Origin of the sequence: Acinetobacter baylyi DSM 14961 = CIP 107474, assembly GCF_000368685.1 — a bacterium.
GTDB lineage: Bacteria > Pseudomonadota > Gammaproteobacteria > Pseudomonadales > Moraxellaceae > Acinetobacter > Acinetobacter baylyi.
This window is the reverse complement of sequence record NZ_KB849628.1, coordinates 14,292-26,796: the sequence shown is the minus strand read 5'-3', so window position 1 is coordinate 26,796 and position 12,505 is coordinate 14,292. Positions and strand designations below refer to the sequence as shown.

Genomic DNA, 12,505 nt, shown 5'->3' with positions numbered 1-12,505 from the left:
ACGCATTTTGCGATATTTTTTAACTAATTTCGGTTTTAATGTTGTTGACCATGTGCAATAGACGTGGTGCGATATCTTCTTCCAGTTTTTCACGTTTCATTATGAAGCTTGGCCCACCACAGTTAAAGACTAATAAGCCATGTTGTTCGTGTAATAAAGGTACCGCAACTGAATTGACATCTTTATGCCAATCACCAATCGAAAAACAGTAGCCAAAATCTTGATAATCTTTAAACGCTTTATCTAGATCACGGTTAATTTTAATCCAGTCTTCTTTATGCTTATGACGAATTGCATTTAATAAAAAATCACGCTCATCCTCAGGCATAGCGGCTAAACAGGCACGCCCCATTGAACTTAAATGAATGGGCAAATAAGTTCCCACCTGACGACGCATAGTGACATTGCCTTTGCCCTGTACGACATCCAGATAGATCATATTTAGTCGGTCACGAGTAGACATCGCTACCGCAGCGCCTGCATAATCTGCCAGCTCTTTCATATAGGGCTGTGCTATCGAACGAATCGAGACATTGGATAACATCGAGTAGCCAAATGCCAAGACCCCCACTGATAATTGAAATTTAGTAGAATTAGGAACTTGACGAATATAACCCAGACGCGACAAAGTATGTGTCAGGCGTGTAATGGTCGGCTTTGGCAAACCCGTCATTTGCGATAATTCCTGATTTCCCAAATGCGGTTGCTTGGCAGAAAAACAGCGTAAAAGCTCCAGACCGCGCGCAAGCGCAGTAATAAACTGACGATCATCTTCATCCTGCATGTCTTCAATTGGATGGAGCAATTCATGTCGTGAAGGCACTAATAATTTTTCGGTTTGCTCTGTTTCATTTAAATCTGTCATAGGAAAGAGTATACTCAACTCAATTAATATTTCGCATTGCGAAAATTATAATCTATTTGTTGTTGTCATAGCAAAACAAGCACGTAATAAAACGTATAATTATTTTACTATGAACGTTGAAGAATTTATCCTATTATTCCTTTTGATTTCAGCTCACTAAACCTTTCTCTAGAAAGTATATTTGATAATATCTCTTCGGTATGCTGTCCAAGCATTGGAGGTGCATTTTTATACTCAACGGGTGTACGCGACATTTTAATAGGCGAACCAATGACTTTAAGATGCTCACGTTGTGGATGTGACATATCTACCAACATTTTTCTTTCTATGACTTGTGGTTCTTCAAAGGCTTGTTCAAGATTATTAATACATCCAACTGGGACTTTAGCTGCTTGAATGATTCCAACCCATTCATCGGCTGTTTTAGTTAAAAAATGCGTTGAAAGTAGATGGATGATTTCTTCACGATACTTGATACGATCTGCATTTCTGGTAAATTTAGGATCATTAGGAAGCTCTGGCAATCCAATTGCCTGACACAACTGAATAAATTGCGTGTCATTGCCACAGGCAATAATGAAATCTCGGTCTGATGCCTTAAACACCTGATAAGGCACAATATTGGCATGAGCATTACCATATCGGCCAGGTACTTTACCTGAAGCCAGATAATTCATTCCTTGATTTGCCAGCGTTGCAATCTGTACATCTAATAAGGCCATATCGATATATTGACCCAAACCCGTGATATTACGATTAAGTAAGGCCGCTTGAATCGCGATGGTCGAATATAACCCTGTTGCGATATCAGAAAATGCGATTCCTAATTTTTGTGGGCCACCGCCAGGTAAATCATCTTTTTCACCAGTGACAGACATTAATCCCCCCATACCCTGAATAATAAAATCATAGCCTGGCTCTTGTGCACGTGGTCCAGTTTGCCCAAATCCAGTAATTGAACAATAAACAAGTTTTGGGTTGAGCTTTGACAGTGTTTCATAATCGAGACCATATTTTTTTAATGAACCTGATTTATAATTTTCAATTAAAACATCTGATTCAAGTGCGAGTGCCCGTACGATTTCCTGACCTTCTGGAGTTGAAATATCAATCGCAACTGAAAGCTTATTACGGTTAGTCGACTGATAGTATGCAGCTTCATGAGTATCACGACCTTCATCATCCTTCATCCATGGTGGGCCCCAAGCACGGGTATCATCTCCATGTTTGGGGCGCTCGACTTTAATTACTTCTGCGCCTAAATCGGCCAAAACCTGACCACACCAAGGGCCTGCAAGCACTCGACTTAAATCAAGCACACGAAATCCTTCTAGAGCACCCATACCATTTCCTATTATTGCTTTCAACCAAATTTAATCTTACTCGCCAAAGCACTTATTTTATTTCGCATAGCGATATAAAAAACCAATATACATGCTTTTTATCGCTGAGAAAATATGTCGTCCCATTATAATTTTAAGTTTTAATTCTATTTAAATGATTTTCTATTGAAAAACAAAAATTTAATAACACAAAATAAATATCGCTATGCGATATTTATTTTTACAATTATTGATTTAATTAAATCTTTATTTTACTATCCGAAAAATTTTTAGAATTTGTTCTGTGATTTCAATTCATACAATTCAACTTCTTTGCTAAAGGAATATAGCTATGTACAGCAACAATCAGAGATCCAGAATTGGATCACACACATGGAAAATTGCTTTTTTATTTGCATTTTTAGCGTTGCTTGTGGATGGAGCAGACCTGATGTTGCTCTCTTATAGTTTAAACAGTATTAAAGCTGAGTTTAATTTAAGTACAGTTGAAGCTGGAATGTTGGGAAGTTTTACTTTAGCTGGCATGGCGATAGGTGGAATCTTTGGTGGGTGGGCGTGTGACCGATTTGGTCGTGTACGCATTGTTGTGATTTCAATTCTCACGTTCTCAATCCTAACGTGTGGCCTTGGATTGACTCAGAGCTTTATACAATTTGGTGTTTTACGTTTCTTCGCTTCACTCGGTTTAGGTTCTTTATATATTGCCTGCAATACCCTCATGGCCGAATATGTTCCAACAAAATACCGTACTACTGTTTTAGGTACATTACAGGCTGGCTGGACTGTTGGCTATATTGTTGCCACCTTACTGGCTGGTTGGTTAATACCCGATCATGGTTGGCGTGTGCTGTTTTATGTTGCGATTATTCCTGTACTTATGGCTGTACTTATGCATTTTTTTGTACCAGAACCAGCAGCATGGCAACAATCACGCTTAGCACCATCCAAACAAACTGAAACAGTCAAAACTTCTGCCTTTAAATTAATCTTTCAAGATAAACGTAACCGTAACATGTTCATTCTGTGGGCACTCACCGCAGGCTTTCTACAATTTGGTTACTATGGCGTAAACAATTGGATGCCATCTTATCTTGAAAGTGAATTGGGAATGAAGTTTAAGGAAATGACAGCCTATATGGTCGGAACATACACTGCCATGATTTTAGGAAAAATCTTGGCTGGCTTTATGGCTGATAAACTCGGCCGTCGTTTTACTTATGCATTTGGTGCTATCGGAACCGCAATTTTTTTACCTCTAATCGTGTTTTATAACTCACCAGATAATATTTTATATCTATTGGTTATTTTTGGTTTCTTGTACGGTATTCCATACGGTGTCAATGCAACTTACATGACAGAAAGCTTCCCAACAGCAATACGTGGTACAGCCATTGGTGGAGCTTATAATGTAGGAAGATTAGGCGCAGCGATTGCCCCAGCAACTATTGGTTTTCTAGCTTCTGGCGGTTCAATTGGTTTGGGCTTTGTTGTAATGGGAGCTGCATATTTTATTTGTGGTGTAATTCCAGCACTGTTTATCAAAGAAAAACAATATGATCCACAACAGTCTTAACTTATAAATGCTTATACACTTCAATATATAGCCAGTAATATACACACTGGCTTTTTAACATTAAATAATGGTTGTTTTAATATTTTTTTCAAATTAAAATATCGACAAGCGAAACTAAATTTCTTTTATTATGATAACGATTGAACGCGAAGCGATGGAGTTTGACGTAGTGATCGTTGGTGCTGGACCTGCCGGTCTATCTGCTGCGATTAAAATTCGCCAACTCGCGATTGAAAACAATTTACCTGATCTGTCCGTCTGCGTCGTCGAAAAAGGTTCCGAAGTAGGTGCTCACATCCTCTCTGGTGCAGTGCTTGAACCTCGTGCCATCAATGAACTTTTCCCCAACTGGAAAGAAGAAGGTGCACCGCTCAATGTCCCAGTGACTGAGGATAAAACCTATTTCCTGATGTCGGATGAGAAGTCTCAGGAAGCACCGCACTGGATGGTGCCTAAAACCATGCACAATGATGGCAATTATGTCATCTCGCTGGGCAATGTGGTGCGCTGGTTAGGCCAGAAGGCGGAAGAGCTTGAAGTCTCTATTTTTCCAGGCTTTGCTGCTGCCGAGATTCTGTATCATGCTGATGGTACGGTTAAGGGTATTCAGACGGGTGATATGGGTATTGGCAAGGATGGCGAACCAACGCATAACTTTGCGCCGGGTTATGAACTGCATGCCAAATATACGCTATTTGCCGAAGGTTGCCGTGGTCATTTAGGCAAGCGCCTGATCAATAAGTTTAATCTGGATCAGGATGCTGACCCGCAGCATTACGGTATCGGGATTAAAGAGCTTTGGGAAATCGATCCTGCCAAGCATAAACCAGGTCTGGTGATGCATGGTTCTGGCTGGCCATTGTCTGAAACGGGTTCTTCTGGTGGCTGGTGGTTATATCATGCCGAGAATAATCAGGTGACTCTGGGCATGATCGTGGATTTATCGTATGAAAATCCGCATATGTTCCCGTTTATGGAAATGCAGCGCTGGAAAACCCACCCACTGATCAAACAGTATCTGGAAGGTGGTAAGCGTATTTCTTACGGTGCACGTGCTGTGGTCAAAGGTGGCTTAAACTCACTGCCCAAGTTGACTTTCCCAGGTGGTTGTCTGATTGGTGATGATGCAGGCTTTTTGAACTTTGCGAAAATCAAAGGCTCACATACGGCCATGAAATCTGGCATGCTTTGCGGTGAAGCCGTATTTGAAGCGATTGCACGTGGTGTCGACAAAGGCGGTGATCTAGCCATTGCCCGTGTCGTTGAAGGTGAAGATTTGTTTGATAAGGAGCTCACCACCTACACGCAGAAATTTGATAAGAGCTGGCTTAAAGAAGAGTTACACCGCAGTCGTAATTTTGGTCCAGCCATGCACAAGTTTGGTTTATGGATTGGTGGTGCATTTAACTTTGTGGATCAGAACATTTTTAAAGTTCCATTCACTCTGCACGATCTTCAGCCTGACTACAGCGCACTGAAAACTCAGGATCAAGCCACCTTTAAACCAAACTATCCAAAGCCAGATGGCAAGCTGACGTTTGACCGTTTGTCTTCGGTATTTGTATCCAATACGGTACATGAAGAAAATCAGCCATCACACTTGAAACTGACCGATGCCAGTATTCCTGTGGCGGTGAATCTACCAAGATGGGATGAGCCAGCTCAGCGCTACTGCCCTGCGGGTGTGTACGAAATTGTGGATGAAGGTGAAGGCAACAAGCGTTTCCAGATCAATGCAGCCAACTGTGTACACTGCAAAACCTGTGATATCAAGGATCCATCTCAGAATATCACATGGGTGACGCCTGAAGGCGGCGGCGGGCCGAATTACCCTAACATGTAATTCGTATCCGAATATATGATTTTGTATGTTATCTCAAAGTGCTGCCTTGCCATATCTTATATTTCAATGTGTAATTTTTAAAAATGGCTATCAATTAAAAAAATGAGCCAGAAAAGATATATAAACTTGTTTTATTTCAGGTTTATATATAATCACTAGTGTATTAGTGCTTTATTTTATTTTTTAGGTAAGCATAGTCCTTAAGGGGGCTATGCTTAAAAATCAGATCCAAAATGAAATAATCAGCATGATTGCGCTTAAAATCGTGAAATATCCGAGAACAATGGCTAAGTTGGTTCGATATCCTTCAATCATTTCTAACGGCGTAAGTGACTTAAGCGCAGTTCGATACTGAATCACTGATAAAATACTAACGATTAAGCCCAATACCATGACTAAAACACCGAGCCAGCGATTAAATACAATTTTATCGTGATAACGCACAGGATCAATCAAGTGAATTAATAAAGTTGATTTTTCAATCAGAAAACCAAAAGCAATCAAAGCGAGACTACTTCTATTCCAGGCAAGTAAAGTACGCTCAAGTGCAAGTAGTACTCTTGGATCTTCTAAATTTGACATATTCTTAAGCTTTAAAGTAATTCAGCGGTAATTTTAAATAGCTTTGCCCATTCGATTCTGGTTCAGGAAATTTTCCAGCATCCATATTAATCTGAATGGCTGGTAATATTAGTTTTGGCATAGTAAGCGTTGCATCTCTGGCCTGACGCATTTCAACAAATTCCAGTTTAGACATTCCTTCATGGATATGAATATTGCAAGACTTTTGAGTATAGATATCTGTTTCACATACATAATCATCACGCGTACTGGGTAAATAGTCATGACATAAAAACATTCGTGTAGTGTCTGGTAAATTATATAAGCGTTGTACCGAATCAAATAAGATGGATGCACTTCCTTTTGGAAAATCACAACGTGCTGTACCATAATCTGGCATAAAAAGTGTGTCTCCAACAAACACAGCATCACCCACCACATAGCTTAAACAAGCTGGGGTATGACCTGGCGTTGGAATGTTATAAGCATCAAGATCACCTATTTTAAAATGTTCATTGTCTTCAAATAAATAATCAAAACTCTGATGTAAATTAAAGTATTTCATATCCAGATTATAAATTTGACTAAAGGTTTCTTGAACAATAGCGATTTTACGACTCATGGCAATTTTGCCACCTAATTGTTTTTTTAAATATTGTGAAGCTGTGAGGTGATCGGCATGCACATGTGTTTCTAATATCCATGCAACGCTTAGGCTATTTTGGCGTATATAAGCAATGATTTTATCAGCCTGATCTGTAGAAGTAGTCGCTGAAGCTACATCATAATCTAGCACACTATCGATGATGGCACATTTTTGTGTTTGAATATCTGTAACCACATAACTAAAGGTATTGGTCTCCAAGTCAAAAAATTCTTGAACATTGGGTTGTTGTTGAGACATGATTTTATGCTCCTGACCATTTGCGATAGATCAACATACCAATCAACATGGCAAAAATAAAATAAAATGCCTGATAACTGCCTAGCCCGATTAAAGTCAATGCAGGCGCAGGACAAATCCCTGCAATCCCCCATCCTGTTCCAAATATAAACGCACCAGCGAGCAGTTTTTTATCAATCTGGTTATTTTGAGGCAGTTCAATTTTTTCATTAAATAATGTTACTGGATGCCGCATCGCTTTTTGAAAAGGAACAAAAGCCACCAGTATGGCACCAAGCATGACAAAGGCCAAACTCGCGTCCCACATACCAAAGATATCTAAAAACGAGAGAACTTTCTCGGGATTCGACATGCCAGAGATCATCAGTCCTAGCGAAAAAATAGACCCCGATATAAAAGCCAATATATTCTTCATAGCAGGACTCCCAGTAAATGACGCATAACATAAACCGTTATAAAGCCAGCGATCATAAAGGTTATGGTCGCAACAATTGAGCGTTTTGATAATCGACTCATTCCGCAGATACCATGCCCACTGGTACATCCAGATCCCATTCGCGTCCCAATTCCGACGAGCAATCCCGCGATGATCAGCATATAAGGATTTGCTGTAATCTTAATTTCTGTTTCAATAAACATGCTATAGATAAATGGTGTAATGAAGAGACCCGACAAAAACCAGATTGCAGGCGTTTTGAATACAGTTTTAGGATCAAGAATTTGTGCCATTAAACCACTGATTCCCGCTATACGACCATTGATATATAAATAGCCCACAACAGCAGTTCCCAAGAGCAAGCCACCTAAGAACGCCAATAAGAAGTCATGCATATGTTCGCCCATAAACATTATATATTTTTATAATATATAAATTTGTATTTTATTCAATTTTTTATTTGTTAAAATTTAATTTCATGCCGATACTGTTCTACGATGGCCAGCCATGCTCGTGTTGCGGCTGTCATCGGAACAGAAGTATTCCATGCCATACTTAAAGTCCATCGTAACGGCGTATTGATCAGAGGGGTAATCGAAAATTTATCTTGATCGAGCTGTTCACAATAAATCTGTGGTAATAAAGCAATACCCATAGCAGACTCGACGAGCTTGGCAATAAAGTCCCATTGACTGCTTTTACACACAATATGAGGTTCAAAGCCCTCCAGATTGGCCGCCTGTATAATCAAATGATTAAGTGTAAAACTATCATCATAAAGTAAAAATTGTTCATCTTTTAAATCGTTCAGCGTTATGCCTTTGGCATGCTTCCAGCGCGAATGTCTGGGTGATAATAAACATAACGGCGAATCAATAATTGGAATGACAGCCAAAAGCGGATGTATATGATTGAGTAATATTCCAACATCAATGGTTTTCGCCAGAATCGCTTGCTCAATCGTATTTGAACCGACCTCAAGAAACTTGAGTTCAATATTCGGATGTTGCTTATGAAAAATTGCTATAAGTGATGTTAATAAAACTGAACCAAGCGGCGGCAAACCTAAGGTCAACTTCCCTCTTTTCAGATGTTTAATATCATCCAGTACTTCATAAATTTTCTTTTGTTCATCAAGTATGTTTAGCGCATGCTGATAAACTTGTTGACCTGTGTAAGTCAGTTCGACTTCACGTTTTCGGCCAGCTTCCCCTTTTTTAAATAATGTTGTTCCCAATTCTTCTTCTAAACCCGCAATGGCTTTACTCACTGTTGGCTGTGTCACAAAAAGCTGTTCTGCTGCCAAAGTAAAACTTTGACTCTGAATAATTTGTACAAAAATTTTAAGCGATTTAATATCCATAAAATATTCCATAAAAGAATAATTATAATTTTATTATTCATAATATGACATAAAAGTCGATCTAAAATACATTTATTCCCTATAAAATCACTCAGCTTAAAGGTGCTACCGTGTATCAGTCACGTGGTTTATATCTTGTCCAAATTGTTATTCAGATCGCATTACTTATGCTGTTTTGGTGGGTTGGCTCTTTATTGCAACGCTGGCTAAACTTACCTATCTCAGCAGGTGTAGTCGGCTTATTTCTGGTCTTGATTGGCTTACTCAGTGGTGTATTCAAGCTTCAATGGATCAAGACAGGATCTGATTTCATTTTGGGCGAACTGGTATTGTTCTTTATTCCGTGTGTCGTCGGTCTTATGAATTACAAAACATTATTCATCACAGAAGGCTGGCAATTATTGAGTGCTGTCGTACTTGGGACAATCTGTGTGATGGTGTTTACTGCCTATAGTGTTCATATATGTTTTAAGCTAGAAGCATGGCTTAAACGACATCATAGATCTGGCCATCAACAACGATCTGGAGTGAAATCATGAATATTGCATTATTGTGGTTATTCGGAACGCTTATGGGTTATGTTATCGCCAAACCTATTTACCGTCGTTTACCGTATTTACCTTTTTCACCCGCTATTTTAGTTCCTGTCATTATTATTGCAATTCTTCTCACTTTTAATATTCCTTATGACGTTTATATGCAGGATAACCAGTGGATTGTATGGATGCTCGGTCCAACCACTGTAGCATTTGCAATCCCAATTTATGAATATCGCAATATTATTAAAGCGCATGCTATTACCATTTCTGTTGGTATTTTAGTTGGAATGACTGCAGGAATGATCAGTGCATTTTATCTAGCTCGTTTATTTCATTTTGACCAACCAACCACACTAAGCCTCATGGCGCGTTCAATTTCTACCCCTTTTGCAATCGCCTTAACCGAACATATCGATGGATCAGTGCAATTGGTGATTTTATTCACCATGATCACAGGCATTGTCGGAATGATGTTTGGTGATTTAGTACTCGCAGGCTTAAAGCTTAAATCTTATTTGGCCAATGGTGCATCTTTGGGGAGTGCAGCACACGGGTTTGGAACAAGCAAAGCCTATCAACGAGGCAAAGATGAAGGTGTTATTGCCAGCTTAACAATGGTTCTTGCAGGCATCTTTATGGTGATTGTAGGTCCCTTTTTGGTACACATTATTTTTAAGCTTCTTGCTTAATTTATGATGAGTTTGCTTAGTCAAGATAAATCTCCTCAAATAAAATTGAGAAGATAGCTTAAATAAGCCAGACTCATCGTAGTGAAATCAACAAACTTAAAAGAAACACCAAAAATCTAGCTACTTTTATAAAGTAAGATTTTTGGTGTAAATCAATTAAATGAATCAGTTTTATAGATAATGTTCAGTCATTAGCCACAGTTCAAATGTGCTTGTTGATCCAAATCAAATAAATTTATACTTTTCAAAAGATCAGGCTGAGCTATCAACTGATCTAAATGCTGTTGTATCGTACGCTGGATTATTTTTTTATCTTCGATATCCAACTCAATTTGCGCAAGGTTTGATTCAAAGTGTTCAAAGATGTCATCTGGCTTCATATCAAACTTTTTAATTGCATAAAAATACCCTAAGCTGGCTCCCCATAATAATTGATCTACGGTTTGATGATATCGAAGGTTATTCACAATAGAACCTAATACACGCTCATTCGGGTTCAACTTACGCAATGGATCACGAGCCACTCGCTGGCAAGGATCTTTATAGGCATTTTGGCATGACACAATAAAACTCTTGGCAAGCCGATCCAGATCTTTGGCACGATGTGGTAATTGGGTAGCTAATCCAGCTTTAATCTCATCAACCAGATTATTTACCATTTTCTGTATACGAATATCCCCCATAGCAACACCAATGGTTTCATGACCCAATAACGAGGCATACCATGCCAGCATGGCATGTGTTCCATTCCACAGTCGATTCTTGATGAGTTGAATATCCGCAATATTATCTACCACAATCATCTGGCGCATTTTTTCAAGCAATGGACTATTATTTTCTACATAAATTGGCATATCGATTTCGCTATTAAATAAAATCAAATCCATACTTTGCAAAATGTGACTCGGCTGAAAATTACGGCGCATATCATCAATATATAGCGAGGCTTGATGTTCTTGTGCAGTTGAAAGTTTGGCCGTATCTTCAATTTCAACATTTTCATCGTCAACATCTGACTGATACTGTTTAAAAAAGTTGTATTTAATTTGCAGTTGTCGATAAAGATTTTGTTCGGAAAGCTTGGACACCATACGGTTGACCACAGTATCACAAAAATAATGCTGAGCCATAATCTGGTCTGCAACTTCAAGGTTTGCTAGATTTTCCAGCGCTTTACGAATGTGTTCAAGCACCATTTTTTTGGCACCCACTTTATTTAAGATAATTAGAAATGTCAGTGGATTGTTATTCTGCATCGTTTGTGATGCATAGCGTGCATATAGCCCTTTGGCAATAATTTTAGCCTCAGATGCAACGGCGTGCTCAGGTATACATAACGCGATTAATGATGATTCCAAATACATATCCAGCATGTGCTGCTCGTTATCGGCATCAATGATGGACATATATTCGATTCGTTCATCGTATGAAACTTGACCGTAGCGAATAGAATAAGTACCGAAGGCATTCACAGCTTCGCGGTACAAACTATTGCGTGTCGATGCAATAATCCGCTGTGGGCGTGTATAACCATCCCAATGTGATAGAATCTGTGCGATATAACCACCACCAATTGCACCAAAGCCATGAATCCCCACGGTAAGTTGATTCAGGGTTTGAGGAAATGTTTCCTGTAGTAGTGGCATGTCCATAATGGGAACATAATCATCAAGATTGAGCAAACAGTCGTACATCGTCTCAAAATAAAAGTTTGCCTTACTTAACATATGTTCATTTGGCGATTTAATATCTTTGAGTAAAATGGTAATTCCACCTGCCGCATGCGCAGAACTTATGCCATTTTCTGAATCTTCAAACATTAAGCACTGTGCAGGATCCAGATTGAGTTTTTGCGCGGCTTTTTCAAAAATTTCAGGATGTGGCTTGCCTTGTTGTACTTCATCGCCGCAGACCAGCACATCAAAAAACTTATATACATTGGCATTAATCAAATATTCTTCTGCTATTGCACGGCGGCTTGATGTCGCTACTGCCATACGCAGGCCAGATTTTCTCAAGCGCTCAAGCACCTGTACCAAGCCTTTTTTGATTGGAACACCATCTCTACGCACCCACTCAAGCTCAAGGTCATCGGCACACTTTCGAATTGCTTTGTAAGGTACATCGTCGCCATATTGTGATTTTGCCAACTGCTCTGCTGTAGTCGCGCTTAAGCCCAGACATTGCATTAAATAATCATCAGAAAATGTCTGCCCAAGTAGTTCTTGAGATGCCTGTTTCAATGTTTGAAACCGTAACCGCTCAGTATCAAACATTGTTCCATCCATATCAAAAAGCGCGCCCTGAACAGAATAATTGTGAAAAATCAGCATATATTTTCCCCTTTGTTTATAATTTGTTAATTTTTAGGTTAACGAATAATGTGCTA

12 protein-coding genes are annotated in these 12,505 nt (G+C 39.1%); 4 read left to right on the top strand and 8 right to left on the bottom strand.

What is annotated here, in order from left to right:
* Positions 1–19: 19 nt before the first annotated feature.
* On the bottom strand, positions 20–865 hold the full coding sequence (locus tag F952_RS09535) for an IclR family transcriptional regulator (protein WP_004926559.1): 846 nt from the start codon (positions 863–865) through the stop codon (positions 20–22).
* Between the two features lie 125 nt (positions 866–990).
* Positions 991–2,208, bottom strand: coding sequence for a CaiB/BaiF CoA transferase family protein (locus F952_RS09530; protein ID WP_004926556.1), 1,218 nt, complete (start codon positions 2,206–2,208; stop codon positions 991–993).
* 331 nt (positions 2,209–2,539) lie between these two features.
* Between F952_RS09530 and F952_RS09525 the strand changes: the two genes are divergently transcribed.
* Positions 2,540–3,781, top strand: coding sequence for an MFS transporter (locus F952_RS09525; RefSeq protein WP_004926552.1), 1,242 nt, complete (start codon positions 2,540–2,542; stop codon positions 3,779–3,781).
* A gap of 130 nt (positions 3,782–3,911) precedes the next feature.
* Positions 3,912–5,624: an electron transfer flavoprotein-ubiquinone oxidoreductase gene (locus F952_RS09520; protein ID WP_004926550.1), complete on the top strand. Its 1,713-nt coding sequence runs from the start codon at positions 3,912–3,914 to the stop codon at positions 5,622–5,624.
* Positions 5,625–5,846: 222 nt separating this feature from the next.
* On the opposite strand, the gene F952_RS09515 is transcribed toward F952_RS09520, so the two are convergent.
* The 5 genes from F952_RS09515 to F952_RS09495 all read right to left on the bottom strand — a co-directional run bounded on the left by F952_RS09515 (position 5,847) and on the right by F952_RS09495 (position 8,888).
* Positions 5,847–6,206, bottom strand: a complete 360-nt coding sequence (locus F952_RS09515) for a YidH family protein (protein WP_004926548.1) — start codon at positions 6,204–6,206, stop codon at positions 5,847–5,849.
* A gap of 4 nt (positions 6,207–6,210) precedes the next feature.
* On the bottom strand, positions 6,211–7,089 hold the full coding sequence (locus F952_RS09510) for an MBL fold metallo-hydrolase (protein ID WP_004926545.1): 879 nt from the start codon (positions 7,087–7,089) through the stop codon (positions 6,211–6,213).
* Positions 7,090–7,093: 4 nt separating this feature from the next.
* Complete coding sequence (locus F952_RS09505) at positions 7,094–7,504, bottom strand: DUF6691 family protein (protein WP_004926543.1); 411 nt, start codon at positions 7,502–7,504, stop codon at positions 7,094–7,096.
* The gene (locus tag F952_RS09500) at positions 7,501–7,920 is read right to left on the bottom strand and encodes a YeeE/YedE family protein (RefSeq protein ID WP_011182328.1); all 420 of its coding nucleotides are present in this window, start codon (positions 7,918–7,920) and stop codon (positions 7,501–7,503) included. The genes F952_RS09505 and F952_RS09500 overlap by 4 nt, the downstream gene beginning before the upstream one ends.
* A gap of 68 nt (positions 7,921–7,988) precedes the next feature.
* Positions 7,989–8,888, bottom strand: coding sequence for a LysR family transcriptional regulator (locus tag F952_RS09495; RefSeq protein WP_004926538.1), 900 nt, complete (start codon positions 8,886–8,888; stop codon positions 7,989–7,991).
* Positions 8,889–9,055: 167 nt separating this feature from the next.
* Here F952_RS09495 and F952_RS09490 point away from each other — a divergent pair, with 167 nt between their 5' ends.
* Positions 9,056–9,427 carry a CidA/LrgA family protein gene (locus F952_RS09490; protein ID WP_227499436.1) on the top strand — a complete coding sequence of 124 codons (372 nt, stop codon included), beginning with the start codon at positions 9,056–9,058 and terminating at the stop codon, positions 9,425–9,427.
* Positions 9,424–10,116, top strand: coding sequence for an LrgB family protein (locus F952_RS09485; protein ID WP_004926532.1), 693 nt, complete (start codon positions 9,424–9,426; stop codon positions 10,114–10,116). Before F952_RS09490 ends, F952_RS09485 begins: the two co-directional genes overlap by 4 nt.
* Positions 10,117–10,307: 191 nt before the next feature.
* Here the strand turns inward: F952_RS09485 and mtlD are convergent, their stop codons facing one another.
* Positions 10,308–12,449, bottom strand: a complete 2,142-nt coding sequence (mtlD, locus tag F952_RS09480; protein WP_004926529.1) for a bifunctional mannitol-1-phosphate dehydrogenase/phosphatase — start codon at positions 12,447–12,449, stop codon at positions 10,308–10,310.
* Between the last annotated feature and the right edge of the window lie 56 nt (positions 12,450–12,505).